The following is a 24,965-nucleotide window of genomic DNA, read 5'->3' as shown; positions in this document are numbered from 1 at the left end:
CCCGCGCCCGGCACGGGAACGGTCATGCCTACATCCCTTTGCGTCGCTCGGCGCGAGCCATGCGTTGTACTTCCTGACGCACCTCTTCCAGCACTTCCTGCACATACAGAATATGTCGGCTGGACACCTCACGCGCCTGTTCCGCGCGCCCCTCGATAATCGCCAGATACAATTCCCGATGCTGCGTGATCAGCATGTCGCGGGTTTCCGTGCGCTGCTTGTACATGCCACCGATGTTGGTCACCACGTTGCGCTTGAGCAGATCGAACAGCCCGCGAATGGTGTGCAGCAACACCGCGTTGTGACTGGCTTCGGCAATCGCCAGATGGAATTTCGCATCCGCCGCGCCCTCTTCCGCCCGGCTCACTTCGTCATGACGCGAATAGCAGTCCTGTAACTCTTCAAACGCAGCCGTCAGCCGCTCGCGATCCACATCCGTGGCGCGCAATGCCGCGTAATAGGCACACGATGCCTCCAGCGTGTGGCGAAATTCCAGCAGATCGCGCTGCGCCTCGGGATTGCTTTCCAGCAATTGCAGCAGCGGATCGCTGAACGTCGAACCGAGGCTTTCCACAACATAGTTGCCGCCGCCCTGCTTGCTGACCAGCAAACCCTTGGCCGCGAGTTTCTGAATCGCCTCGCGCAACGATGGCCGGGAAACGCCGAACTGTTCCGCCAGCGCCCGCTCGGCCGGCAGACGCTCGCCGGACTTCAACGTGCCCTCGAGAATCATCCCTTCCAGCCGCTCGACAATGTCGTCAGACAAACGGCGCTGACGTATCTGATCAAACCCCATCACTCAAATCTCCACCATCCCGACCGCTCGCCGGGCTCTCTATTCTGGCCTATCGACGCTGCGCCGACACCTGCCAGATGACGCCAATTCAACCGGTGCAATCCGACTCACCGTCCGGTTGTTCGACAAAAGTTTTAGGGCGGCAAATTGACACACCGATATCAAGGCTTTTACCCTAGCCAACAGCGATTGTAAATTGGTCTTACCAATTAACCAAGAACGCTGACAGTGCCTGACCAACAACAATTAGGGGCCACCCCATATGCAAACCTGGCAACAGCTCTACAGCCCGCTCGGCAGTCTCGGCGTGTCCGCACTCGCGGCCGTCATCCCCATCGTTTTCTTCTTCCTCGCTCTGGCGGTGTTCCGCCTCAAAGGTCATGTGGCCGGCAGCATCACGCTCGCCCTGGCGATCCTTGTGGCGATCTTCGCGTTCCAGATGCCGGTCGACATGGCGTTCGCTGCCGCCGGATATGGCTTCGCCTATGGTCTGTGGCCGATTGCCTGGATCATTGTGGCGGCGGTGTTTCTGTACAAACTGACGGTCAAGAGCGGTCAGTTTGAGGTCATCCGCAGCTCGGTGCTGTCGATCACCGATGACCAGCGTCTGCAGGTGCTGCTGATCGGTTTCTGCTTCGGTGCATTCCTCGAAGGTGCCGCCGGTTTCGGCGCGCCAGTGGCGATTACCGCTGCGCTGCTCGTAGGCCTGGGTTTCAACCCGCTGTACGCCGCCGGCCTGTGCCTGATTGCCAACACCGCACCGGTAGCGTTCGGCGCACTGGGGATTCCGATCATCGTGGCCGGGCAAGTCACCGGCATCGACGCGTTCAAGATCGGCGCCATGACCGGCCGCCAGTTGCCGCTGCTGTCGCTGTTCGTGCCGTTCTGGCTGGTGTTCATGATGGACGGCCTGCGCGGCGTGCGTGAAACCTGGCCCGCAGCACTGGTCGCAGGCTTGAGCTTCGCCGTTACCCAATACTTCACTTCGAATTTCATCGGCCCGGAGCTGCCGGACATCACGTCGGCCCTGGCCAGTCTGATTTCGCTCACCCTGTTCCTGAAGGTCTGGCAGCCGAAACGTGCCGCCGGCCAGCACATTGCCGGTGCCGTTTCCGCTTCGGTGGTGACTGCCAGCGTCGGCGGTTTCGGCCAGAAGCGCACCACCGTCGCTTCGCCTTACAGCCTCGGGGAAATTTTCAAGGCGTGGTCGCCGTTCCTGATCCTCACCGTGCTGGTGACCATCTGGACCCTCAAGCCTTTCAAAGCCATGTTCGCCGCTGGCGGTTCGATGTACGCCTGGGTGTTCAACTTCGCGATTCCGCACCTGGATCAACTGGTAATCAAGACCGCGCCGATCGTGGCCGCCCCGACCGCGATTCCAGCCGTGTTCAAACTCGACCCGATTTCCGCGACCGGCACGGCGATTTTCTTCTCCGCGCTGATCTCGATGCTGGTGCTGAAGATCAACTTCAAAACTGGTCTGACCACTTTGAAAGAGACCTTCTACGAACTGCGTTGGCCGATCCTGTCGATCGGCATGGTGCTGGCGTTTGCCTTCGTCACCAACTATTCCGGCATGTCCTCGACCATGGCTTTGGTGCTGGCCGGTACTGGCGCGGCATTCCCGTTCTTCTCGCCATTCCTCGGCTGGCTCGGCGTGTTCCTGACCGGTTCCGATACCTCGTCCAACGCGCTGTTCAGTTCGCTGCAAGCGACCACCGCGCACCAGATTGGGGTCAACGACACTTTGCTGGTGGCGGCCAATACCAGCGGCGGCGTGACCGGCAAAATGATTTCGCCACAATCGATCGCCGTCGCCTGCGCCGCGACCGGTCTGGTGGGCAAGGAATCCGATCTGTTCCGCTTCACCCTCAAGCACAGCCTATTCTTTGCCACGATTGTCGGCCTGATCACTTTGGCTCAGGCCTACTGGTTCACCGGCATGCTGGTGCATTAAGACTACAAGCGACATGGAAATAACCGACGCCGGTTCGTGATTCCGGCGTCAGCAATTCACAACCCGGTCTGTAAGGCTGCTGAAAGCAACGCGCTCTATATTCGGCAGCCTCAACAGACGGATAACCGGGCCCACCCGGAGACACGCCTGATGAGCGAGCTTTTTTACAACGCTGTGCCCAACGCCACTCGCGTCGCACCGCCACTGCCCGAACCCCGGCAATATCCCAGCGAGAAACCGTCGCGGGTCTACCTGTTCGGCACGTGCGTGGTCGACCTGTTCTACCCGGAAGCCGGGATGGACGCGATCCACTTGCTGGAACGCGAAGGCATCCGGGTCGACTACCCGCAAGGGCAGAGCTGCTGCGGACAACCGGCCTACACCTCGGGTTACACCGAGCAGGCACGGACGGTGGCTCGCTCGCAACTGGCGCTGTTTGCCGGGGACTATCCGGTGGTGGTGCCGTCGGGTTCGTGCGCCGGGATGATCCGCGAGCATTACGCCGACTTGTTCAAGGACGAGCCGGAAACGCTGAAACAGGTTCAGGCCCTCGCGGCCCGCACCTATGAATTGGCCGAGTTTCTGCTGTTCGTCTGCAAGGTGCAGCTCAAGGACAGCGGCGATCCGGTCAAAGTGGCGCTGCACACCTCGTGTTCGGCGCGACGGGAAATGAATACCCACCTGCATGGCCGCGAGTTGTTGGCGCAGTTGAGCAACGTGGAACGGGTCAACCACGATCACGAAAGCGAATGCTGTGGCTTCGGTGGGACATTCAGCGTCCGTATGCCAGACATTTCCGGCGCGATGGTGGCTGACAAGACCCGGGCGTTGAAGGAGTCCGGCGCGCATCAGGTACTCAGTGCCGACTGCGGCTGTTTGATGAACATCAACGGCTCGCTGGAAAAACAGAAGGAAGCGCTGCGCGGGCAACACCTGGCGAGCTTTCTCTGGCAACGAACCGGAGGTGCGCGATGAGCACTTCCACGATTATTCCTACGGTCGCCGTAGAAGAGGATTTCCGCACCCGGGCACACAACGCCTTGGGCGATTCGCAGTTGCGGAACAACTTCCGCACCGCGATGGACTCATTGATGACCAAGCGGGCAGCGGCTTTCAGCGATGCCCACGAAAGAGAACACCTGCGTGAACTGGGCAATGCAATCCGTGCCCGCGCGCTCTCCAAGTTGCCCGACCTGCTCGAGCAACTGGAACAGAACCTGACCCGCAACGGTGTGACAGTGCACTGGGCGGAAACGGTGGACGAGGCCAATGGCATCGTCCTTTCGATCATCCGCGCTCACGAGGCGCGGCAAGTGATCAAGGGCAAATCGATGGTCAGCGAAGAGATGGAGATGAACCATTTCCTCGAGGCTCGGGACATTGAATGTCTGGAGTCCGACATGGGGGAGTACATCGTCCAGCTCGACCACGAGAAGCCTTCACACATAATCATGCCGGCAATCCACAAGAATGCCGGTCAGGTCGCGTCCTTGTTCCACGACAAACTTGGCGTGGAATACACCAAGGACGTTGACCAACTCATTCAGATCGGTCGCAGGGTCCTGCGGCAGAAATTCTTCGAAGCGGACATCGGTGTCTCCGGTGTCAACTTCGCCGTGGCCGAAACCGGCACCCTGCTGCTGGTGGAAAACGAAGGCAACGGCCGCATGACCACCACCGTGCCGCCGGTGCACATCGCCGTCACCGGCATCGAAAAAGTCGTCGAAAACCTGCGCGACGTGGTGCCGCTGCTGTCATTGCTGACCCGCTCGGCGCTGGGCATTCCGATCACCACCTACGTCAACATGATCTCCGGCCCGCGCAAGGAACACGAACTCGACGGTCCGCAGGAAGTGCATCTGGTATTGCTCGACAACGGTCGCAGCCAGGCCTTCGCCGACAGCGAACTGCGTCAGACGCTGAACTGCATCCGCTGCGGCGCGTGCATGAATCATTGCCCGGTCTACACCCGCGTCGGCGGCCATACCTACGGCGAGGTTTACCCCGGCCCGATCGGCAAAATCATCACCCCGCACATGGTCGGCCTGGCGAAAGTCCCGGATCACCCGAGTGCGTCTTCTTTGTGCGGCGCCTGCGGTGAAGTGTGCCCGGTAAAAATTCCTATTCCCGCACTGCTGCGCCGCCTACGCGAAGAGAACGTCAAAGCCCCCGACAGTCCTCATCAAGTGATGCGCGGTCAGGGCAGCAAGTATTCGCGCAAGGAACGCTTCATCTGGAACGCCTGGGCGAAGCTCAACAGCTCACCGACTCTGTATCGGCTGTTTGCGTTTTTCGCCACGCGTCTGCGCGCACTGGCGCCAAACAATGTCGGCCCGTGGACGCAGAATCACAGCGCGCCGAAACCCGCTGCCCGCTCATTGCATGACATGGCTCGCGAACACCTGGCCAAACAAGGAGACCGTTGATGAGCGCCAAGCAAAACATCCTCGGCAAGTTAAGGAGGAGTCTGACCGGCACCACACCGATTGCCGACAACTTCGACGTCGATCTGGTGACCCAGCCTTACACCTACAGTGCCGAACAACGGATCCCGCAACTGCGCAAACTGATGGAAGCGGTGCACACCGAAATCCACCTGACCTCTGCTGAAGCGTGGCCGGCGCTGCTGGCGCAATTGCTGCGCGACCGTCAGTTGCCGAGCCTGCTGATCGCACCGACTACACCTCACGGGCAGCGCATCACACAGCACTGGGCGAACAATCCTGATCTACCGACGCTGAAGTCCTACGACCGGCCGATGGAGGAATGGAAAGCCGAGTTGTTCAACGACACCCCGGCCAGCCTGACCGGCACCCTCGGCGCCATTGCCGCCACCGGCAGCCTGATTCTCTGGCCGACCCGCGAAGAACCTCGGCTGATGAGCCTGGTACCGCCTGTGCATTTCGCCCTGCTCAAGGCCAGCCAGATCCGCGACAACTTCTATCAGGTGCAGCAGGAATTCGAGTGGGCACAAGGCATGCCGACCAACGCGCTGCTAGTGTCCGGCCCGTCGAAAACCGCCGACATCGAACAAGTCCTGGCCTACGGCGCCCACGGCCCGAAAGACCTGGTGGTGTTGATCCTGGAGGACCAATGACCTTACCGGCGACTTTCCTGCGCGATGCGCAGCAGCTGATTCCGGCCGAGCGCCGTTTCGACGATCCGCTGTCGACCCTGGCCTTCGGCACCGACGCCAGCTTCTACCGGTTGATTCCGAAACTGGTGATCCGCGTCGAATCCGAAGATGAAGTGGTGGCGCTGCTGAAACTGGCCCAGCGCAATCAGGTCCCGGTGACCTTCCGCGCCGCCGGCACCAGCCTGTCCGGCCAGGCGATCAGTGATGCGGTGTTAATCGTGCTTGGGGATAACTGGAACGCCCGGGAGATCCGAGGGCAAGGCACACAAATCCGCTTGCAACCGGGTGTGATCGGCGCCCAGGCCAACGCATGGCTGGCGCCATTCGGACGCAAGATCGGTCCGGATCCGGCGTCGATCAACGCCTGCAAGATCGGTGGCATCGTCGCAAACAACGCCAGCGGCATGTGCTGCGGCACCGCGCAAAACACCTATCACACGCTGGCGGGAATTCGTCTGGTGTTGGCCGACGGCACACGTCTCGACACCGAAGATGCCGCCAGCGTCGCGGCGTTTCGAATCAGCCACGGTGAGTTGCTGGAACGCCTAGCGACCTTGGGCCGCGAAACCCGCGCCAATGCCGAACTGGCCGCGCGAATTCGCCACAAATACCGTCTGAAAAATACCACCGGCCTGTCGCTCAACGCCCTGGTGGATTTCGATGAGCCTGTGGATATCTTGAGCCACTTGCTGGTCGGTTCCGAAGGCACCCTCGGCTTCATCAGCGCGGTGACTTACGACACGGTGATCGACCACCCGAACAAGGCCTCGGCGCTGATCGTTTTCCCGGACGTCGAGACCTGCTGCAACGCCGTCACCGTGCTGAAAAGCCAACCGGTGTCCGCCGTGGAGCTGCTCGACCGCCGCAGCCTGCGCTCGGTGCAGGACAAACCCGGCATGCCGGCTTTCGTACAGCAGCTGTCGAACAATGCCTGCGCATTGCTGATCGAATCCCGCGCCGCCTCTTCCACTTTGCTGCAGGAACAACTCGCGCAGATCATGGCGTCGCTCAGCGCCTTTTCGGTGGAAAAGCAAGTCGACTTCACCGAGGACCCGGTCGAAAACGCCCGCCTCTGGGCGATCCGCAAAGACACCTTCCCTGCCGTCGGCGCCGTGCGCAAGACCGGTACCACGGTGATCATCGAAGACGTCACCTTCCCGGTGGAACAACTGGCCATCGGCGTGAACCGCCTGATCGAGCTATTCGACAAACATCACTACGACGAAGCGATCCTTTTCGGACACGCTCTGGAAGGCAATCTGCACTTCGTCTTCACCCAAGGCTTCAACAGCCCGGAAGAAGTCGCACGCTATCAGGCGTTCATGGACGACGTGGCGCAACTGGTGGCCGTGGAGTTCGGCGGTTCGCTGAAGGCGGAACACGGCACCGGACGCAACATGGCGCCCTTCGTCGAACTGGAATGGGGCAGCGACGCCTATCAGTTGATGTGGCAGCTCAAACGCCTGCTCGACCCCAACGGCATTCTCAATCCGGACGTGGTGCTCAGCGAAGACCCGCAGATCCATCTCAAGCACCTGAAACCGCTGCCGGCGGCCGACGAGATTGTGGATAAATGCATCGAGTGCGGTTTCTGCGAGCCGGTCTGCCCTTCGAAAGGCCTGACCCTGAGCCCGCGCCAGCGCATCGTGATCTGGCGCGACATTCAGGCGCGAAAGCGCGCCGGAATCGACACCACCGAACTGGAAAAAGCCTACGAGTACCAAGGCATCGATACATGCGCCGCGACCGGTTTGTGTGCGCAACGCTGCCCTGTAGGCATCAATACCGGCGAGCTGGTGAAAAAGCTTCGCGGCCGTCACGCCACGCATACGAAAACCGCCAACTTGATCGAAGGAAATTTCGCCACCACCCTGCAAGGTGCGCGTTTCACCCTGCATGTGGCCAACGGTGCGCGGATGTTGTTGGGAGCACCGCGGCTGGCGAAGCTTTCGGCGACCCTGACGCGGCTGTCCAAAGGTCAGGTGCCGCTGTGGACCAACGCGATGCCGCAACCGGAAAAAGCCATTCGCTTCAGTCCGGCCGTGTCGGACGAACGCCCGCGCGTCGTGTATCTGGCGGCCTGTGTATCGCGGGTGATGGGGCCGGCGGCGGGCGACAAGGAGCAGATGTCGCTATACGACAAAACCCGTGGACTGCTGGAAAAGGCCGGTTATCAGGTGGTGTTCCCGGACAATCTGGACAACCTCTGCTGCGGCCAGCCCTTCGCGTCCAAGGGCTATGCCGAACAGGCCGAGCACAAGCGTCAGGAGCTGATCGGCGCATTGCTCCAGGCCAGTCGCGGCGGGCTCGATCCGATCTATTGCGACACCAGCCCCTGCACGTTGCGGCTGGTGCAGGATGTGGGAAATGTTCGCCTGGATCTGTATGACCCTGTGCGATTCATCCGTACGCATCTGATGGACCGTCTGGATTTCACTCCGCAGGAAGCACCGATTGCCGTTCACGTGACCTGCAGCACTCAGCATCTGGGGGAAAGCCAGGCGCTGATCGACCTGGCGCGCAAATGCAGCAAGACGGTGGTGATCCCGGAAGGCATTCACTGCTGCGGGTTCGCCGGCGACAAGGGTTTCACCACGCCGGAGCTCAACAGCCATTCGCTGCGAACGCTCAAGGATGCGGTGCAACAGTGCAGCGAGGGGATTTCCACCAGCCGCACCTGTGAGATCGGTCTGACGCAACACGGTGGAATCGACTACCACGGTCTGGTGTATCTGGTGGACCGGGTGACCCGCGCCAAAGCCCCCGCAAATGCCCTCTGAAGAAAAATAGAACCCTTGCGAGCGACCGCAGTCCACAGAACAGGCCCCGAACAATCGGGGCTTGTCCTCCATTCGGTTGCCCGTCCTGACGGCCAGCGAAGTCTGGATCCCTCAGTTCAAGGAGATACACATGAAACGTTCTGTACTGTTAGGTCTGTTCGTTACTGCCTCGATGATGGCTTCCACTTCGTTCGCCGCAGATAAACCTGCTGACTTGTGCGACGCCAACATCCAAGAGATCAATAACCTCAAAGGGCAGTTGTCATCGTCGCCGGAAAAAACCCAGATGGTTGAAACCAGCCTGAGCAAGGCCAAAGCCCTCAAAGCTCAAGGTAAAATTGATGACTGCGTGGCAGAAACCTCGCAAACGAAGCTTGAGCTGCAGAAAGCCAGCGGCACCAACAACTGATCGATGCTGACGGGCCAACCTGCGGGTTGGCCTTGTCAGCAGATTGACGTACACTGTGCACGCTTGTTGCCTGATCAGATTTACCAGGCAATGAGTTCGGGGCCGTTTAGGATTCGACGCCGGTTGCGAAACTCTAGGTGCATGCCGACTTGGTAACAGAAGTCGTAAATCCACTGTTGCAACTTCTTATAGTTGCCAATGACGACCAATACGGTGCTGCTCTCGCTGCTTAATTGCAGCTGACATGCACTCCTGGTACCTTCGGGTCCAGCAATCATCAGGGGATGTCTGTAAACCCAAAATGATTGTCATATAGAACAGAATCGCCGTGCAGTACGTTGTGGACGAAGCGGCTAAAACTTACACAACTCGCCCAAAGCACCCTGCCCGTCGGGTCGCTGAGGGTTAACTTAATAGACACGGCTACGCATGTAGTACCGACAGCGGAGTACTGGCGGACGGGGGTTCAAATCCCCCCGGCTCCACCAAACAAGCTATACAAATCAGGCACTTAGCGAATCTCGCAAGTGCCTTTTTTGTGCCTGAATGGGTGGTTTTGGCTCGGTTATGCCAGCTTAATGACAGCTTTTTATCGAGGTGGGAAAAATGAACGAGTTGAGAAATCCCTTTGCTCGACTGCACGAACAACTGGCTACCGCTCGAGCTCAGCCGGGAAGCACAACTGTCCTGAGGGTATTGGCTAATGCCTTAGACGTTCCTCACACGAATGTCTTGGCCTTCGCCACCGCGTTGACTGAATTCCACGACAACATTCACCAATGCCGTCACTTGGCTGAAAAATTTATTCCTGGCGATCGTGAGAAATTTATTGCACCACTTGATCGCGTGGAGGCGATGTTCAAGGGTACTGATATGAACTCCCAATGGGCCTCCTACTCCGGCCACCTTGATGAAGCGACCATGCTCGCATTGGAGTTCGGCATATATGCGATGTCACAGTTTCATCCTGGGGTATCCAGTGAAAAATCAGGTCAAATAAATGGGTTCGTCCAAAAGCTCAATCAACTTTTAGACGAGTGCCTAGCTTCAGATATGTCCCCCGAACTGAAAAAGGTTTTTGTTAGGCACCTCGAGGCTATTCGGGCAGCGATTCTGAATTTCTTGGTGGATGGATCTGCAGAGCTAGAGGCAGCTATAGATGGCGCGGTAGGTGCGATGCTCCGACATGGGGAATCCATAAAATCAGAATCAGGAACTGGGAAAGCTTTCGTCGGAGATTTTTTTGATGTCTTGGGCAAGGTCAATGATCTAGTGTCGGGTTATCAGACCGCTACCCAGATTGCATCTTCAGCAGCGTTGACTCTTTTATTACCGCTGATTAGCTAATTTCTACCTGTCATTGCTCAGTCTCTAGAATCCCTTTGACATGGCCTTGGCACGCCTGCAGCGCAATCAATCCACGGTCTCCGGCGCCGGTGATGGCGATAATTCGTTGAGCATACGCAGGGGCCAAGTCGGGTTTGACCTAGCCTCAGTCGGCACGTTGCTGGCGCAATACCAAAGTGCCTGCATTCAAACTCGCCAACCATAGCGGTAACATCGCGCTCCGATTTGCTTCGGGACGAAAAACCTCAAGGACGAACAAGGATGTTGCATGAGTGGTTATGTTCCAAACCCGCCGAAGGGCTATCGCAACCAAGGCGTAGAGCCTGTTGATATCCATGCCCAGCGTTGGGCTGAGTACAAAGACCTCCCATTAAAGGAAGACGCCAAGCCCAACCCCGTGGGCTGTGTGTTCGCGAAAAGCTGTGATCTCCCTGACGGTGTGATCGATCACAAAAAGCCATCCGGCTTCATTCCTGTCGAGAAAATTGCCGATTTCGGCAAGTTCGCGATTCTCGGCGGCCGTGAAACTGATGCACAAGGAAACATCCCCCTCAAGAAAGTCAGCGGAGCGCTACCCGCAACCTTGGGAACACTTCTGCTGGGCGGGGCTGCCGCTTCGGTTGCGGGTGTGTCTTGCGGTGGATTATGCAGTGCTGGTGCTGCTGTTGCGACAGGGAGCACCGCAACCGGTGCAGGTGCTGCTGGCGGTACCAGCGTCGTCACTGCCGGTGTAGCGGCTGGTGCTTTGGTAGGTGTAGTTGCACTACTGTGGCCTTCGAGCTTGGGTGATAGCGCCCTATACACCGAAGAACAGCTCCAATCACTCAAAGAAGGCCGTACTCGAGTTCGAATACATGTCGAACAGCAGGCTGATGGCACCCTGAAGGGGTATGGCTACAACACACAAAAGCGCACCGACTGGGAGATGATCCCAGTGGTAGAGTTCGTTGAGCAAGGCTCTAAGCAAGTGGCAGACTTTGGGGACGGCGTAACACTGATCTGGACTCCAGCAGTTGATCCATCCAGCACCTCGGGGATTCCCCCTTTGGAGGCCGCCCCCCAAGCGCCTCAGATATGGATTTATCCACCCACCGAACAGGCTGATACCATCATCGTCAGCCCAATCTACCCGGACACTTACAAAGATTTCATCTTAATATTCCCAGCGGGATCAGGTGTACAACCGCTGTACATTGTCATCAATGCTCGCTACTCCCCTGGCGCAGTGACTGGACGAGGGCAAGATGTGTCCGGTATCTGGCTTGCTGGAGCTGGCGCAGGCCTTGGCGCACCGATTCCGTCAAGAATTGCTGATCAGTTACGGGGGCAAAAATTTAAGAGCTTCGACGATTTCCGGGCAGCGCTATGGACTGCCGTGAGCAATGATCCCGAATTGCTCAGCCAGTTCAAGCCCACCAACCAAGAGTGGTTAGCAAAAGGCAATTCTCCATTCGCGCCGAAAGCAGAACGAAACGGAAAGAACGGTCGCTACGAGATCCATCACATAGAACATATTCAACATGGTGGGGCTGTCTACGACGTTGATAATCTCTGTGTAGCAACGCCTAAACGCCACGCTGAAATTCACAAGGAAGACCGGCAAAAATCATGAAAAACACATTCAATGAATATACTGAAGGTGAGTTCGTAGCCCTCCTGCAGCGCATCATCAGCCACGATGGAACAGAAACGGAAGTGGATGAATTAGTGTTCCACTTTGAGGAAGTGAGCGAGCACCCGGGGGGCTCTGATCTGATCTTTTACCCGGAAGACGGAGCTGATGATTCAGCGGAAGGCATCACTGAAACTGTAAAACAGTGGCGTGCTGCGCAAGGTATGCCAAGCTTCAAAGCGTAGTTGCTGAGTAAGGTGTCGACTGCCGGAGTTGTGTTTGCGCATCAACTCCGGTCGCTCTTTTCTACTTCGGTGCTGACACTTCTTTTGCGTAGGCCTGACAGGCCTGCAGCGCGATCAATCCTCGATCGCCATCGCCGGTGATACCGACAATTCTTTGAGCATGCGCTGGGTCAAGTTCGGCTCTTGCGCTTCCATGAACCACGCCGCCGGCGCTGGTGGTGGCTGACACCGCGTCACAACGGGCGGCGCTGCTGCCGGCGTTGAGTAGGACTGACAGCCGGACATCAGCAGTGGCAAGGCGATCAGACAAGCGTTGCTGAGCTTTTTGCGCATCAGATAGATCCTTGTAGTGAGTTTGGTCGTTGTCTTTCAGGCGCTGCTCCAGCGCCTGGCGCTTGTCCTGCTCGATCACCAGCGCGCCCACCGTTGCCTCGGCGGCCGCCCGGGCCACGTCGGCGGACTGGCGGGCCTGCTCGGACAGCGAGTTACCGTAACGCCAATCCTGAATCACCCAACTGCCGGCAGCGCCGGCGCCGGCGATCGCCAGCAGTGCCAGGGCGATCGCCCACGGCCGCACCGGCGCCGGAATCAGATCGAGGATTGACATAACACCGCCTTGGCCTTGGCCCACAGCTCGCGGCGATCGGCCAGACCGGCGCTGGCCACGTTGATTTTCCGGGTGATGCCGTCGAACAACCCCGCGTCGGCCAGATCGTTAAGCCCTCGATCCCACCAGTACCAGGCCGCCGACAGCGCGGCGTATTCCGGCTGTTCCAGCAGCTCGGGCCGCTCGAGCAACGGCAAGCCGAGCGCCTTGCCGCACAGACGGTAATTGTCGCGGCCGGTGATCTGGATCAGACCGCGCCCGCGATAGCGGTAGCCATCGCCCGAGGCCTCGGGGCCGTTGCCCATGCGATCGGCATAGACGCGGTTGGCCAGCTTTTCCGAGTTGCACAGATAAGCTTTTGCGGCCTCGATCTCGGCCGGATCTGCTCGGCCGTTACGGTTGTCATCAAAACCCGACTTGAACAGCCGCGCGACCCTCTCGGCGTCCTTGTAGTAGAGGCTTTCCGACAACTTGGTCAGGTGTTGCGACTCGTGCCCGCACTGCGCGATAAACGCCGCTTGGCGAACTGGCGAGGTGATGCGGAACCGCGCTATGGCCGCCTCAAGCACGGACACAAAAACGCCCGCGACGGGGCGGGCGTTGGGGAGGATTTGCAGCAACTGCTGCTCGGTGATGGCCATACAAACTCCAGACACAAAAAAGCCGCACTCAGGCGGCGATAGGATGCGGTTACTGCTTCTCGATGTTCACCACCTTGAGCGGTGCTTTAGCCTCTTTCTTTTTCTTGCCCTTGGATTTACCGGCTTTGCCGGCGTTGCATTCGACCGTGGTCGACCAGCCGGACTGTGTGAATACCTGCTCGACCGAATCCGCCAGGTATTCGCCATCAAGCCCGACCTTGAACCCCTGAGCGATGATGGGACGCTCGGCGAAGATGTCCGTGCGGCCGGGCATTTCAAGCCGCACATCGGCGGTCGAGCGGTTGAACGCCGACAGACGTGCCTTGGCCGCCGCTTCAGCAGCGCCCTTGTCTGGGTAGATATGACGGTCGGTATGCACTGCCGGCAGGCCATCCGGCGCGTCGTCGTTGTCGATGGTGACCACCGCAAGCTTGCCGTGCTTTTTATCCTGATGCTTGGTCGCAACCGCCTTGTGTGAGTTGCGATCGCCTAGACTGAATTGCCAGCGGCTGAGGTCGCGACGGGTCAGGGTTACAGCGCCAAACGCCTTACCGCTGGCCGTCTGGCCACCTTGGCGCGGCATCACCAATAGTTTGCCGTCGGCGACCTTGGCCGTGCAGTCGTACTGTTTGGCCAGCCGGGTGATGAAATTAAAATCAGACTCGTTGAGCTGGTCGACCCGGGCGACCTTGGTCGACACCGGACACACCGGCGTCCAGCCATTGCGCGCGGCCACGTCAGCCACGATCTTCGACAACGGCACGCCCTCCCAGCTTCCGCTGCGGATAGTCTTGCCGCTGCCACGCATGTCGCTGGCCTTGCCCTTGATCACGATGGTATCCGGCGGGCCTGACACCTCGACCGTGTCGACGGTGTAACTGCCCATACGCGTCAAGGTCGTTTCGGCATAACCCAGGTAGATCTCGATTGAACTGCCACGCCGTGGCAATTGCACTTGCCCATCACGGTCGTCGATTCGCAACTCAAACTCGTCGGACTCCATGCCCGGCTTGTCAGAAGTGCGCAGCAACAACAGCCGATCATTGATCTTGGCCGTGACATCGGCCCCATCGGCGACAATTCGAAACATCGGAGTCATGGTTTTTTTCCAATAAAAAACCCGCACAAGGCGGGCCAAAAAAAACAAGGCGTCGTTACGCGTAACGTGGCGCGGCGCCGGCGAAGGCAGAGGTCAATCCCACAAGCTGACGCCTTCACTGGTCGGGCTGGGCAGATCCGGCAGGACGATGATCACGCCCGACCGGAACGGCTGAGGCTCATCAGCCAGCCCCTGATTGGCATCGAGCACAGCCTCGACGCTGCCATTCAGATGGCCGTAAACGTTGTTGCAAATGACATCGAGAATGTCGCCCTCAGACGTCCTGCATGTCTTCGCCATAGCGCTCAAACTCCAAAGTGAACCCCTGTTTGCGAGCAATCCCGCCGTGCAGCAGCGCGGACTGTTCCTCGTTGATGTTTTTCAGGCACCACGTCCCGATCACCTCGCCATAGCCCGTGGTCAGGGTCAGCGGTTGCAGCCTGGCCCCGATGGATCGCAGCGTGTCGAGCTGCTTTAAACCGCCTTTGAAGCCCGGATAGATCGTGCCCTTGAGCGTCAACTTTTCATCGCCCATACCGATGGCCTGCTTCGCGGGGCGGCGCGTCAGCCGCTCCTGCGAAGCCCAGCGGAATTCGGTCGAACGGCTCAGCTCGTCGAACGCTGCCGTGTCCAGGTTGAAGTAATACGGCTCAATCTTGGGATCGCGCGGCTGAATGATCATCAGATGCGGGAACGGCTTCACCGCCTCCGGCGCCGGCGTGGCCTCCACGGCAAAGGAACTGGTGGGCACGATGTTGGCCAGCGACGGACTGACCTTGCCGGCAACGTTGTTGATCGCCGTGGCCGCCTTGCCCGCCTGCTCCTTCAATGTGCCCAGCCGATCCTGCACTTCAGCCGCCGCCCGGGTGGCGCGGCCGTACACCGCTACCACCTGACCGACCTTGGCCTGAGCCGCGTCGACGCCACGCATCACTCGCTGAAGTTTGGCGCCGATGGCCGGACCAACAAACGGGATGTTTTCCAGTTCGGATGCGGCGCCGGTCAGTTCGCGGATCGCGCCATTGACCGGGGACAGCATGCCATCCGCGCTACGCCGCCCGGTTTCAGCCGCATCCACCAGATACTTCAGACTTGATTGCATCTGCTCCATGTAAGCCATGAAACCTCCTTAGACATGGGGTTCGTCGTACAGCTTGGCGGCGTTACTCCTCGCCGCGTCCGCCATCATTCGTTGCATGTGCGGCATCAAATCCTGCGCCAAGGTTTGCGGGTCTTTCACGTCCCCCTGCACCGTGACCGGCATGTTCAGCGAGTACTGAAACTGCTGATCCACCTTGGCCGGAACTGGCTTCTCCGCCTCCTTAGGCTGGATGGCCATCGCCGCCGACTTGAGCGGCGCCGTCACCGCCATCGAGCGCGCGACATCCCCCAGCACCGGGCCTTGCTGCGCCGCTGACGCCATCATGAGCGGCGTGGACGGCACCGGCGCCTTTGCCGTTTGCTCAAGCTTTTCATCCTCACCGCCGAACAGCGACTTACCCAACGACCCGCCCAGCGCCGCACCGCCCTGACTGCCCAGGTAAGCACCGATCATGCCGCCGATAGCGGTGCCGATGATCGGCACAACCGAACCGATGGCGGCGCCTGCTGCTGCACCGGCCATGGTGCCGGCCAGGTTGCCAGCGGCCGAACCGTAACCTTCGGCTTTTTCGTCCTTGGTCTTGGCGTTTTGAAAGGTTTCAAAAGCCATCGCGCCGGACTCCAGCAGCGTGCCGCCAGGTATGACCTTGGCCGCCTTGCCGACCTTACCGACGGTTCCTGCGACGACGCCGAGCTTGGACAATGCCCCACTTTGAACGGAAGGGACTGATGGCGATGGGATCGAAACAGGGGGACGAGGCACAGACGGGCGAGGCCCCCTCGAACTCGGCAACGACCGGCGCCGAGCGCTGCGCCTTGACCCACGTCCACGTCGGCGCGATTCGCCCGACGCATCCACACCGCCACCCATAGCGCCGGCATTGACGACGAAAACCTTCTTGACGCCGTCGTTACCTGAACCACTTTCAGCACCAAGGCCACCGCCTGCTGCCGCTTCCTTCACCCGCGAAACAACATCTAGGCCAGTCGCTACCAGATCAAGTTCTCCGGGGTTTTTATTTGGGGCTTCGCTTCCATTCCTGCCACCGCGAGCCCCACGCGCAAGGTTTAGCAGCCCCTTGCTGATCTTGATCGTGTTGAAGATACCTTTTAAGGCGATCAGCCCCGCCCCGACCGTGGCGATACCGGCAACCACCCCGGGCGCGCTATCCGTCAGCGACGTGATGCCTTTAGTAACCTTGGTCAACGACTCGGCCACGGTGTCCGTGACCGGGCGCAGCGCATCACCGATGCTGCGCATGGCGTCATCCATCGACTGGGCCATTTCCGCCCATTTCTGCGATGACGACTCGCGTCGCTCGGCGAGGTTCTTGTCGAGGATCCCGGTCGCTTCGCGCGAATCGTTTTTGAGCTGGCTATACAGCGCCTTGTTCTGCATGTAGGCCGACAGTGCGGCCTTGACCTGCATATCGGCGAACAGGTCACCCGTGCGCAAGGATTCTTCCAGCGAGGCCATCATGGCCTTGGCCTTTTCTGGATTGGCTTCCTTACTGATTTTTGACGTCGCTTCGGCCATGGCCGCCGCGCGCTTAGGATCGGTCGCCTGAATGTATTTCTGAGCCAGCGCCATGCTGGTCTCAAGCGTCGACATACCGTTTTGCAAACCGGTCTGCATCGATCCCTTGTAATCGATCCCGGCTTTTTCGTAGGCCTTGACCGTATCGGTCGAACCGATTTTGCCCATCCAGTTTTTCAGGTTGTTGGCCGCTTCGTCCGAACTGCCAGCCTGCTTCATCTGGACCTGCAGCATGGCGCCCAATTGCGTCACCGCATCCAAGCCGGTGATGCCGTTGCTGGCCATATTGGCCAGCAGTTCAGGAAACCACTTGGCCATGTCGGCCGCTTCAAAGCTACCCGCTTGCCCTTGATAGGCAATCGCCTCCAGCGCCTGCTGCATCTGCTTGGGGTCGGTGATCTTGGCGTTCTGCCCCAGAGCGTTGATCATCTTCGCCGTATCGACGCCGCTGGATCCCTGCCCCACGACAAACTTGGCCGCGACAGGCGCGTATTCCAGCGCCTTGCTCAGGTCCATACCGGCGCCGACCAACTGATTGACCACGTCGGCCACATCGTTGCGCGCCATGCCGGTGTCGCGTGAAGTGTCGATGATCTTGCGCGACATCTCCTGCTCTTGCGGCTTGTTGGCAATGCCGGCCTTGATCGCGATGTCACGCACAATGGCGCCAAAATCAGCGCTGACCTTGGCCGGTACCGCCATGGCACCGACACCGACGACCGCAGCACCGACGGCGCCCTTCATGCCCTTTACGCCAGAATCGATCTGCTGATGACCCTTGGCTTTCAGCTCGGCTTTGTTGGCCGTCTGCCCCATCGAGCGATAGGCTTTTTCCAGCCGGCCGACCTCGACCCCCTGCTTTTTCAAGCTGTCGAGGTTCGAGTTCAAACGGCTGAGTAATTTGGACGCACCGGCAGCGCCGGTGTCGTGAGCCTTTTTCCATTCTTCGCGCAGGCGGATGGTGTCGCCAATCGTGCGCTGCAGCACGCGCGCTTTGTTGCCCTCAGCCTCAAGGCGCTTGATGCGCCCGGTCACGTCCTTGAACGCGGCACCGACCGTGGAACTGACGGCGCCGCCGATCACCAGCCCGAGGGCGAGTTTGTTTGCCATGTCATGGCCCTCATGTGCCCAGCACTACCGATGGCGGCTCAATCCGTGAGCCACCACACCATTTCCGCAAACGGCATCGACTGGATCTCGGCGGCGGAAAATCCGGTTTCCGCCGCCAGACGTTTCGCCGCCGACTTGATCACGCTGGGGTTAAAGCCCGTCGTCGTTGTCCATGCGAAAATAGCCGGCCTGCAAGCGGTTAAAATCCACCAGCTTCAGCCCCTCCAGATCCGCGACAGGCGCACCGGACAACGCAGCAAACAACACCAGCTCGCGCTGCTCATCGTCGCCACCCACCTCACGGTTAGCGGCACGCACGTCGCCCACGGTCGGCGAACGCAAGGCCAACTTGTCGACGGTCACGCCGTTGATCTCGCTCGGGCACGACAGCGTCACCAGCACCTGGTCGCTGGTCAGCGACAACCACGCCGGCATCGAGTCCGAATAATCGGTTTTCGGTACCAGGTGCGAATACGCCGTCTGCACACGGCGATAGTCCGTCAGCTTGAGGCCTTCCAGATCCTTCAGTCCGACTTCGGCCAGACCTGCGAACAGCATCAGTTCGCGCTGTTCATCATCGCCGTTGGCAGCACGATCAGCCGCGCGCACTTCACGCACGGTCGGGTTGCGCAGGTTCAACGTCTCGACGTCGATGCTATTGGCTTGGCTTGGGCGGGTCAGCGTTACGACGGCACCGACTGCACTGAGCGACAGCCAGGCCGGCAGGTTTTTAGCGATTGCTTGAGTCATCTGAATCTATTCCTTACAGGCCGAGTGCCTGGCGCACTTCGAGCAGTTGGTCTTTGCCGTCGATCACCTGAATGCCGGCAACCATGTCGATCTCGTACATCAGGCGCCCGTCGATTTCGAGCTTGTAGTAGGTGACCGCAACGGCGTGTTTGATCTCGGCAGCATCACCGGCTTTCCAGTCACCGAGATCGACCTCTTTGAGGCGACCGCGCAGGGTGGCAACGACCGCTGTCACCGCGCCCTTGTGCCCCCTGAAAGCGCCACGGAACGTTGCGTTAAACGCCGTACCGTCGGCAATACCGAAGTATTTGAGCGACTCGCGGCGTACGCCCTTGGTGACAAACGAGGCCTCCATTTTTTCCAGCCCCTGATCCATCTCGATGGGGCCGGCCATGCCGCCGCCACGGTATTCGTCGGTCTTGGTGGTCAGCTTGGGCAGCGTCAGGCTGGGCACGTCGCCGGAGAAGTTCACGCCGTCGACGAACAGGTTGGTGTTGTACAAAGTCTGAGGAATCATTGGTTACGCCCCCTTAGGCTGCTTCAAGCACTTCGGTCATCCACTGATCGGTGACTTCGAAAAGGAAATTCGGGTTTTCTGCCGGCGGCACGTCGGTGAAACGGATACGCCAGAACACCTTGCCCTGGGCAATCTGGCTGGCCGTGTTCAATTCGGTGTCGGCGAACACTTCAAAGTTGATGATTGCTCCCTGGGCTTTCAGGTCGCGCATGAACGCATCCAGACCGTTGGTGACATCGGTCACGTAGGTCTTGGTGATCGAACGGTCGACGGCCCACTTGTGCCCGGCCTGCACCGCGTCCATGAGGATGAAAAGCGTGCGAACGCGGGTAACGAATGCCCACTTCAGATCGCTCGACAGCGTGCGGTTACCCCACAGGCGATAACCGTCATCGCGAATGATCGTGGTGATATTGGCGTTGTTGAGCAAGTTGGCCCGGCAAGTCTCGTCGCCGTCCAGGTACTCGACCGCGCGGCCGGTGCCGGTGATGCCAGTCAATTCCTTGTTCGATGGCGAGGCCCAGAAACCGTATTCAGCATCCGTCCAAGCAAACAGGCCTGCCGCCCAAGCCGAGCCAGGCGCGTCGACCGTGGCGCTGGTGACGGTGTCCCAGTACTTCACGCCCGGGTCGACCATGAACAAGTTGCGACTGCCGAAGTTTTCGGCGTAAGCAATAGCAGCCTCGTCGGTCGTACCCGGGCCGTCGATGATGCCGATAGCGCGCAGTTTCTGTGCCACGCTGTCGATGGCCGTAGCCACCGCCTGCGTCGCCGTATGGCCCGGCGCGATCAACAACCGCGGCTGTGCGTTGAACAGGCTTTTACCGTCGAGCAGCGCCTGCAGGCCGGTACGCTGACCCGAGAGCAGTTCGCCGCCGATGATCGCCGAAGTTTGCAGCGCTGCGTCTTCCAGCTTGGGTACGCCGATGGCGACGATCACCGCCTTGGCTTTGACGTAGATCGCCTGACAGGCCTTGGTGATTGCCGAGTCGGGGCCAAAGGCTGCAATGGCTTCGCGCTCGGTGGTGATCAACTTCAGCTCGCCGGCCTTAGCAGTACCGCCGCCGAGGACGCCCGGGGTGAAGGTGTCGCACAGGCCGATGATCGACGACGACGGCAGCGAGATGGTGCGCGCTCCCGTCTTGACTTCAGTGGTCGTGACGCCGTGAAAGAAACTCATAAGGCTCGTTCTCCAGAAACGAAAAAGCCCCGCATGAGCGAGGCTGTAAGGGTGTTCGTGTTACGCGTAACGGAAAAGAAAACGCCCCGTCAGTGCGGGGCGTCTATTGCTGCTCGGCCAGGGCTTTAGCCTCTTCCTCCGTCATTGGCTGCGCCGGCGGTGCCAAAAGACCAGGATCAACATCGGTCAATTTTTTATTGACCACCCATTTAAACCTTGCCTGAGCAGCCCACTGCGCCGGGGTAACGGCCAGCACGCCATACCCTTCGATCAATGCGGGGTACTCCCATTTATCGGTATCTTGCCACTGGCCAACAGTCCCGACCGAAGTGCTGTAAATCACTTGGAGCGCCATTTCATCACCACTCAATAATCAAAAGGCCAGGAGAGCCGTTACCACCTGGACTTCCATAACCCGAACCAGAAAGGTAGTAACCGCCAGCACCGCCACCGCCAGCGCCAAAACCGTGGGCCGTCCTGTTCACCAGCGTTCCGCCGCCGCCAGCAGATCCACCACGAGATCTTGCACCACCGCCGCCAAATGGGCCGCTCGCGCCATGGCCACCGGCGCCGCCATGATTGTTAGGAATAACATCGTCAGCATCCGAGCCAGACGGGTATCCAACACCACCAAATGGGCCACCAATAGCACCAGCCGCATTCGAGCCGGTAATACCTGCACCACCGCCGAGCAGCTTCAACAACGCCCCGGCCTCACCGAGCATCGTGCTACCGCCAGCCGTTGCAGGGGAAAGATAATTGGCTGAACCAACACCTGCCGCGCCAACGGTATAAGGAATGACTTGGCCCTGCGTAACCGCAATAGGTAACCGCATCACTGACTGACCTGCTCCGCCGCCAGACCCACCGGTAGCACACGCACTAGAGCCCCCCGGGCAAGATCCACCGCCACCGCCACCAGCGCAGCCGCTGGCATAGATCGTTGAAATCCCAGGCGGAATCACCAGCGTTCCGCTGACAGTGGCCCGCAAGATTCCCTTGGCACTGGCCAGCGCTTGGCCGAGACCTTTAGGCGTCAAAGGCTTGGTATCGTTGGTCATACCCACTGCCTCAGCCTGACTGGCTGGTGCAATTTCATAGCCTGCCAAACTGTTGGGATTCGTCCCTGCCGTCACACGACCTTTCTTATCGACGGTGACGCTTCGATACGTCCCAGCAACAATACCTGTTGGGCCGGCCAGCATTTCGAATGTCAGCGCCGTAGTCCCCAAGACAATCGGCCCATTGGTCACCAACTGCCAAAGGCTATCGCCGTTGACGGCTCCGTCTTCGACTGGTACGAGCATCGAGGCAGCAACCTCGGCAGACAAGTCCGCATCAGCCGATCGCACCCAAGCGCCCGCTGCAACGACATAAATGCCATTGTCTTTGGCAGCAGCCTGAAACGGCACCAACACTCGATCACCCGGCACTAACGCCACACCATCAATTGTTTGCAAACCAGACAGCACGACGGCAACGGGGGCGGCCGCCCTGACTGATTGCTTGAAACCCAAACGAGCCAGCCCAGCTACCACCGTTTCATCCACATACCCACGAGTCGCCAAGACCACTGACGGATCAATCTTGAGCTGAATATTACCGGTGCTGGTGACAATGAAATTCATACGCACGATTTGCGTGCGGCCTGAACCTTGCGACAGCAACGGCTTGAAGCTCGGCGCGCAGTTGGCCACCGCCACCAGATCACCGTCCGCATCGTATAGGCCGATTTCGCGAATCCACTTACCGCCTTCATCGGCGGGAATGATCTGCTCGGCGATGATCACCGCCGGGTTGACCGGGTCAATCTTCAGTTGGTTGAGAGGCTTTCGGCGCCACTCATTGAGCAGCCTGGTCTGGCTGGCCGACGGCACTGGATTAGGCGGGTCGGCCAGCCCGCCCGGGTTGGCATCCCCCACGCCCATTTGGGTGAGCAGCCAGGGAATGCCGAGCGCATCGGCATTCGCCTGCTTGGCCATCCCCACGTTCGTGAGGATCGCGAAAAACTGCGAATTCGCATCAATCATAATAAACGTCCAGGGTGTCTATGGAGTGTTCACGACCGACCACGCCGAAGCTGCCGGTGACCTCGATGTCACGCATAACGGGCGGGTAAACGTCGATTTCGTCGCCCTCGTAAAGGGATACGGCGATGTTTAAATTGCCTTGGGTTTCCAGGCTGATCGCCAGCCCGGTCAGATGCCGGGTGACGGGCTTGGCGTCGTCGATCAGGCGTTCCAGCTCCTGATACATTTCTTCGGTGATACCGGTGTCGAGAACGCCAACCTTCAGCGCGAAGGTGCCCGGCACACCCTCGGGAACGGTCTTGAACCACTCGACAATCTCGATCAGATAGCCCAGCGGCTCGACCACACGACGCAGCGCGCCGATCGTGCCCTTGTGCTTGTGGATGTAAAACGACGCCTTGATGGCCGCGCGCTTGGTCGCCTCGGACCATCGGTAATCCCAGCGATCGACCGACCACGCCCACGCCAGATGCGGTAGCAGATGCACCGGACAGGTGTCGGGGTTGTAGAGGTCGCGCAGCGGGACAATCGTCTTTTCGAAAAACGCGGCCTCCATGGCCCGTTCCAGTTGCGTGCTGTTGATCGGCAGAAAGCTCTTCATGTCAGCCCGCCATCGTCACGGTGTAGCCCACGCAGTACGCCGCCTGCTCTTCCGTCGGGGCCAGATCCACCCAGCCGGGCAACTCCACCCGGGAAACACCGGCAACGTGCAATTGAGCGTCGACCGCAGAACGTGCGACCTCCACGCCCAGGCGCTTGCGGGGATTGATCCACGCCGCTAGCCGGGCTTTGGCTTCCGCTAAACTGGCATCCATTTCGGGGCCGGCGCCGGCCATATGCAGAATGGCGTCAATGCGGTAATCAATGATTTCCGCACTCTTGACCGTGACCCGATCGCCGACCGGACGCACGTCGTCGTCGTTTAGCTCAGCCCGCACCGTAGCCAACAACTCAGGACTGGCCACACCGCGCCCATCACCCTCAGAACTCAGCACCGTTACCGTAACGTAACAAGGCGCCGGGCTTTCGGCTGACGCATCCGCCACCAGCCCCGAGGCATTGCGTGCGTGCAGGATGTAGCTGTTACGCGGGCCGGCCGTGGTCAGGCCTTCATAGGCCAACTGGATGCGCTCGCGAAACGGGTCGTCTTCTTCCTTGACCTCGGGCACCGGTGGCACGGCTTGCAGATCCGCCGCCTGAATCACCAGGCGCTTCAAATTGACGTTGGCCCCGAGGTGATCGAGGTCGCCGCGAATGGCGTACGCCAGCAGCAGACCCTTGCCGGCGTCGTTGACCCGGGCGCGGTTGCCGACCTTGATATAGGCACCCGTCTCCAGAACTTTGACCACCGGATCACTCTCCAGCGAGGCCGTCCAGTTGTCGCCCATGTATCCGCGAAAGACCCCTAGCGTGTCTTGATAGGTGTCCTCGAAGTCGAGCGGCTCCAGCACGGTCGGCGCCGGCAACGCCGACAGATCCACGATATTCATACGGCCACCTCTAGCGTGACGCTGTCGCCCAGGTACTGACCGGCGATTTTCAGATTGATTTGCCCGCCGATAACCGAAACGACGCTCACCCGGTCCAGCTTCAAACGCGGCTCCCAGCGGCCCAGCGCGCGAGCGACTTCAGCCTGCACGGAGCTGATCCACCCCTTGTTAACGGGCAAGTCGATAAATCGCCGGAGCTTGCTGCCGTACTCGGGCCGGTGCCGCCGGCTACCCAGCGGCGTGCCCAGAATGTCGGGAATCGACTGGCGCAAGTGAGCGATGCCGGAAATGGGTTGGCCGGTGTGGCGATCCATTCCGATCATCTATGTCACTCCAGCGGTTCAAGTTCGGGATGCGTCTTCAGGAAGCTGACCGCCTGCTCATCGGACGCCGACACCTCGACCACATGCTTCGCCACTGCCAGCGTGCGATCCGTTCCAGGAATGCACAGGGTGCGTGAGGTGTAGAGCTTGTCGCGAAACTTCAGCAGCAGATCCGGCGCTCGCAGGAGAGCGGTAGCGGGCTGTCGAGTTAATGGCAGCGATTGCTCCTCGACAGACTGGTCATTGATCTTGGCCATGTATTTTCTCCAGGTACAAAAAAGCCCGCACGCGGCGGGCT

Annotated in this window: 25 protein-coding genes and 1 other RNA gene; 10 read left to right on the top strand and 16 right to left on the bottom strand. The window is 59.7% G+C overall.

Annotation, left to right across the window (positions count from 1 at the left end; translation table 11 throughout):
• Window positions 1–28: 28 nt before the first annotated feature.
• Window positions 29–796, bottom strand: a complete 768-nt coding sequence (locus M5G18_RS24835; protein WP_007953782.1) for an FCD domain-containing protein — start codon at window positions 794–796, stop codon at window positions 29–31.
• A gap of 262 nt (window positions 797–1,058) precedes the next feature.
• On the opposite strand from M5G18_RS24835, the gene M5G18_RS24830 reads away from it, so the two are divergent.
• The 10 genes from M5G18_RS24830 (at window position 1,059) to M5G18_RS24785 (ending at window position 12,282) form a co-directional block, all read left to right on the top strand.
• Window positions 1,059–2,753 (top strand): lactate permease LctP family transporter, encoded by a 1,695-nt coding sequence (locus tag M5G18_RS24830; RefSeq protein WP_207984991.1) that lies wholly within the window; start codon window positions 1,059–1,061, stop codon window positions 2,751–2,753.
• Between the two features lie 150 nt (window positions 2,754–2,903).
• Entirely contained in the window at window positions 2,904–3,728 is an 825-nt protein-coding gene (locus M5G18_RS24825) for a (Fe-S)-binding protein (RefSeq protein WP_273898324.1), read from the top strand.
• Entirely contained in the window at window positions 3,725–5,179 is a 1,455-nt protein-coding gene (locus M5G18_RS24820) for a LutB/LldF family L-lactate oxidation iron-sulfur protein (RefSeq protein ID WP_085711865.1), read from the top strand. The genes M5G18_RS24825 and M5G18_RS24820 overlap by 4 nt, the downstream gene beginning before the upstream one ends.
• The gene (locus M5G18_RS24815) at window positions 5,179–5,850 is read left to right on the top strand and encodes a LutC/YkgG family protein (RefSeq protein ID WP_273898322.1); all 672 of its coding nucleotides are present in this window, start codon (window positions 5,179–5,181) and stop codon (window positions 5,848–5,850) included. The genes M5G18_RS24820 and M5G18_RS24815 overlap by 1 nt, the downstream gene beginning before the upstream one ends.
• On the top strand, window positions 5,847–8,669 hold the full coding sequence (locus tag M5G18_RS24810; RefSeq protein WP_273898320.1) for an FAD-binding and (Fe-S)-binding domain-containing protein: 2,823 nt from the start codon (window positions 5,847–5,849) through the stop codon (window positions 8,667–8,669). The genes M5G18_RS24815 and M5G18_RS24810 overlap by 4 nt, the downstream gene beginning before the upstream one ends.
• Window positions 8,670–8,799: 130 nt before the next feature.
• Entirely contained in the window at window positions 8,800–9,078 is a 279-nt protein-coding gene (locus M5G18_RS24805) for a hypothetical protein (protein ID WP_273898319.1), read from the top strand.
• 98 nt (window positions 9,079–9,176) lie between these two features.
• Window positions 9,177–9,566: a transfer-messenger RNA gene (ssrA, locus tag M5G18_RS24800) on the top strand.
• 118 nt (window positions 9,567–9,684) lie between these two features.
• Window positions 9,685–10,425, top strand: a complete 741-nt coding sequence (locus tag M5G18_RS24795; protein WP_273898318.1) for a hypothetical protein — start codon at window positions 9,685–9,687, stop codon at window positions 10,423–10,425.
• A 268-nt stretch (window positions 10,426–10,693) separates the two neighbouring features.
• Window positions 10,694–12,037: an S-type pyocin domain-containing protein gene (locus tag M5G18_RS24790; protein ID WP_273898317.1), complete on the top strand. Its 1,344-nt coding sequence runs from the start codon at window positions 10,694–10,696 to the stop codon at window positions 12,035–12,037.
• On the top strand, window positions 12,034–12,282 hold the full coding sequence (locus tag M5G18_RS24785) for a bacteriocin immunity protein (RefSeq protein ID WP_273898316.1): 249 nt from the start codon (window positions 12,034–12,036) through the stop codon (window positions 12,280–12,282). Before M5G18_RS24790 ends, M5G18_RS24785 begins: the two co-directional genes overlap by 4 nt.
• A 61-nt stretch (window positions 12,283–12,343) precedes the next feature.
• On the opposite strand, the gene M5G18_RS24780 is transcribed toward M5G18_RS24785, so the two are convergent.
• From M5G18_RS24780 to M5G18_RS24705, 15 genes are all read right to left on the bottom strand, one after another.
• Window positions 12,344–12,889 (bottom strand): lysis system spanin subunit, encoded by a 546-nt coding sequence (locus M5G18_RS24780; protein ID WP_273898315.1) that lies wholly within the window; start codon window positions 12,887–12,889, stop codon window positions 12,344–12,346.
• The gene (locus M5G18_RS24775) at window positions 12,871–13,530 is read right to left on the bottom strand and encodes a glycoside hydrolase family 19 protein (protein WP_273898314.1); all 660 of its coding nucleotides are present in this window, start codon (window positions 13,528–13,530) and stop codon (window positions 12,871–12,873) included. The genes M5G18_RS24780 and M5G18_RS24775 overlap by 19 nt, the downstream gene beginning before the upstream one ends.
• Window positions 13,531–13,579: 49 nt before the next feature.
• Window positions 13,580–14,629, bottom strand: coding sequence for a phage late control D family protein (locus tag M5G18_RS24770; RefSeq protein WP_273898312.1), 1,050 nt, complete (start codon window positions 14,627–14,629; stop codon window positions 13,580–13,582).
• Between the two features lie 93 nt (window positions 14,630–14,722).
• Entirely contained in the window at window positions 14,723–14,929 is a 207-nt protein-coding gene (locus M5G18_RS24765; RefSeq protein WP_273898310.1) for a tail protein X, read from the bottom strand.
• On the bottom strand, window positions 14,904–15,749 hold the full coding sequence (locus tag M5G18_RS24760; protein ID WP_273898308.1) for a phage tail protein: 846 nt from the start codon (window positions 15,747–15,749) through the stop codon (window positions 14,904–14,906). The genes M5G18_RS24765 and M5G18_RS24760 overlap by 26 nt, the downstream gene beginning before the upstream one ends.
• Window positions 15,750–15,758: 9 nt before the next feature.
• Window positions 15,759–18,377 (bottom strand): phage tail tape measure protein, encoded by a 2,619-nt coding sequence (locus M5G18_RS24755; RefSeq protein WP_273898306.1) that lies wholly within the window; start codon window positions 18,375–18,377, stop codon window positions 15,759–15,761.
• Between the two features lie 150 nt (window positions 18,378–18,527).
• Entirely contained in the window at window positions 18,528–19,127 is a 600-nt protein-coding gene (locus M5G18_RS28910) for a phage tail assembly protein (RefSeq protein WP_337993680.1), read from the bottom strand.
• A 13-nt stretch (window positions 19,128–19,140) separates the two neighbouring features.
• Window positions 19,141–19,644 carry a phage major tail tube protein gene (locus tag M5G18_RS24740; RefSeq protein ID WP_273898304.1) on the bottom strand — a complete coding sequence of 168 codons (504 nt, stop codon included), beginning with the start codon at window positions 19,642–19,644 and terminating at the stop codon, window positions 19,141–19,143.
• Window positions 19,645–19,657: 13 nt separating this feature from the next.
• Complete coding sequence (locus M5G18_RS24735; protein ID WP_273898301.1) at window positions 19,658–20,824, bottom strand: phage tail sheath family protein; 1,167 nt, start codon at window positions 20,822–20,824, stop codon at window positions 19,658–19,660.
• Between the two features lie 103 nt (window positions 20,825–20,927).
• Window positions 20,928–21,179 carry a hypothetical protein gene (locus M5G18_RS24730; RefSeq protein WP_273898299.1) on the bottom strand — a complete coding sequence of 84 codons (252 nt, stop codon included), beginning with the start codon at window positions 21,177–21,179 and terminating at the stop codon, window positions 20,928–20,930.
• A 4-nt stretch (window positions 21,180–21,183) separates the two neighbouring features.
• Window positions 21,184–22,854, bottom strand: a complete 1,671-nt coding sequence (locus M5G18_RS24725) for a phage tail protein (protein WP_273898297.1) — start codon at window positions 22,852–22,854, stop codon at window positions 21,184–21,186.
• Window positions 22,847–23,455 (bottom strand): phage tail protein I, encoded by a 609-nt coding sequence (locus M5G18_RS24720; RefSeq protein WP_273898295.1) that lies wholly within the window; start codon window positions 23,453–23,455, stop codon window positions 22,847–22,849. Before M5G18_RS24720 ends, M5G18_RS24725 begins: the two co-directional genes overlap by 8 nt.
• A gap of 1 nt (window position 23,456) precedes the next feature.
• Window positions 23,457–24,344 carry a baseplate assembly protein gene (locus M5G18_RS24715; RefSeq protein WP_273898293.1) on the bottom strand — a complete coding sequence of 296 codons (888 nt, stop codon included), beginning with the start codon at window positions 24,342–24,344 and terminating at the stop codon, window positions 23,457–23,459.
• Window positions 24,341–24,667 carry a GPW/gp25 family protein gene (locus M5G18_RS24710; protein ID WP_273898291.1) on the bottom strand — a complete coding sequence of 109 codons (327 nt, stop codon included), beginning with the start codon at window positions 24,665–24,667 and terminating at the stop codon, window positions 24,341–24,343. Before M5G18_RS24710 ends, M5G18_RS24715 begins: the two co-directional genes overlap by 4 nt.
• 5 nt (window positions 24,668–24,672) lie before the next feature.
• Complete coding sequence (locus tag M5G18_RS24705) at window positions 24,673–24,924, bottom strand: hypothetical protein (protein ID WP_095189976.1); 252 nt, start codon at window positions 24,922–24,924, stop codon at window positions 24,673–24,675.
• Window positions 24,925–24,965 lie beyond the last annotated feature (41 nt).

It is taken from the genome of Pseudomonas aphyarum, from assembly GCF_028657055.1.
Classification (GTDB): Bacteria; Pseudomonadota; Gammaproteobacteria; order Pseudomonadales; family Pseudomonadaceae; genus Aquipseudomonas; species Aquipseudomonas aphyarum.
This window is presented reverse-complemented; position numbering and strand designations above follow the sequence as displayed.

Coding starts and splice junctions, on each gene's coding strand:
- M5G18_RS24835 (WP_007953782.1), bottom strand. CDS start 796: ATGGGGTTTGATCAGATACGTCAGCGCCGTTTGTCTGACGACATTGTC.
- M5G18_RS24830 (WP_207984991.1), top strand. CDS start 1,059: ATGCAAACCTGGCAACAGCTCTACAGCCCGCTCGGCAGTCTCGGCGTG.
- M5G18_RS24825 (WP_273898324.1), top strand. CDS start 2,904: ATGAGCGAGCTTTTTTACAACGCTGTGCCCAACGCCACTCGCGTCGCA.
- M5G18_RS24820 (WP_085711865.1), top strand. CDS start 3,725: ATGAGCACTTCCACGATTATTCCTACGGTCGCCGTAGAAGAGGATTTC.
- M5G18_RS24815 (WP_273898322.1), top strand. CDS start 5,179: ATGAGCGCCAAGCAAAACATCCTCGGCAAGTTAAGGAGGAGTCTGACC.
- M5G18_RS24810 (WP_273898320.1), top strand. CDS start 5,847: ATGACCTTACCGGCGACTTTCCTGCGCGATGCGCAGCAGCTGATTCCG.
- M5G18_RS24805 (WP_273898319.1), top strand. CDS start 8,800: ATGAAACGTTCTGTACTGTTAGGTCTGTTCGTTACTGCCTCGATGATG.
- M5G18_RS24795 (WP_273898318.1), top strand. CDS start 9,685: ATGAACGAGTTGAGAAATCCCTTTGCTCGACTGCACGAACAACTGGCT.
- M5G18_RS24790 (WP_273898317.1), top strand. CDS start 10,694: ATGAGTGGTTATGTTCCAAACCCGCCGAAGGGCTATCGCAACCAAGGC.
- M5G18_RS24785 (WP_273898316.1), top strand. CDS start 12,034: ATGAAAAACACATTCAATGAATATACTGAAGGTGAGTTCGTAGCCCTC.
- M5G18_RS24780 (WP_273898315.1), bottom strand. CDS start 12,889: ATGTCAATCCTCGATCTGATTCCGGCGCCGGTGCGGCCGTGGGCGATC.
- M5G18_RS24775 (WP_273898314.1), bottom strand. CDS start 13,530: ATGGCCATCACCGAGCAGCAGTTGCTGCAAATCCTCCCCAACGCCCGC.
- M5G18_RS24770 (WP_273898312.1), bottom strand. CDS start 14,629: ATGACTCCGATGTTTCGAATTGTCGCCGATGGGGCCGATGTCACGGCC.
- M5G18_RS24765 (WP_273898310.1), bottom strand. CDS start 14,929: ATGGCGAAGACATGCAGGACGTCTGAGGGCGACATTCTCGATGTCATT.
- M5G18_RS24760 (WP_273898308.1), bottom strand. CDS start 15,749: ATGGCTTACATGGAGCAGATGCAATCAAGTCTGAAGTATCTGGTGGAT.
- M5G18_RS24755 (WP_273898306.1), bottom strand. CDS start 18,377: ATGGCAAACAAACTCGCCCTCGGGCTGGTGATCGGCGGCGCCGTCAGT.
- M5G18_RS28910 (WP_337993680.1), bottom strand. CDS start 19,127: ATGACTCAAGCAATCGCTAAAAACCTGCCGGCCTGGCTGTCGCTCAGT.
- M5G18_RS24740 (WP_273898304.1), bottom strand. CDS start 19,644: ATGATTCCTCAGACTTTGTACAACACCAACCTGTTCGTCGACGGCGTG.
- M5G18_RS24735 (WP_273898301.1), bottom strand. CDS start 20,824: ATGAGTTTCTTTCACGGCGTCACGACCACTGAAGTCAAGACGGGAGCG.
- M5G18_RS24730 (WP_273898299.1), bottom strand. CDS start 21,179: ATGGCGCTCCAAGTGATTTACAGCACTTCGGTCGGGACTGTTGGCCAG.
- M5G18_RS24725 (WP_273898297.1), bottom strand. CDS start 22,854: ATGATTGATGCGAATTCGCAGTTTTTCGCGATCCTCACGAACGTGGGG.
- M5G18_RS24720 (WP_273898295.1), bottom strand. CDS start 23,455: ATGAAGAGCTTTCTGCCGATCAACAGCACGCAACTGGAACGGGCCATG.
- M5G18_RS24715 (WP_273898293.1), bottom strand. CDS start 24,344: ATGAATATCGTGGATCTGTCGGCGTTGCCGGCGCCGACCGTGCTGGAG.
- M5G18_RS24710 (WP_273898291.1), bottom strand. CDS start 24,667: ATGATCGGAATGGATCGCCACACCGGCCAACCCATTTCCGGCATCGCT.
- M5G18_RS24705 (WP_095189976.1), bottom strand. CDS start 24,924: ATGGCCAAGATCAATGACCAGTCTGTCGAGGAGCAATCGCTGCCATTA.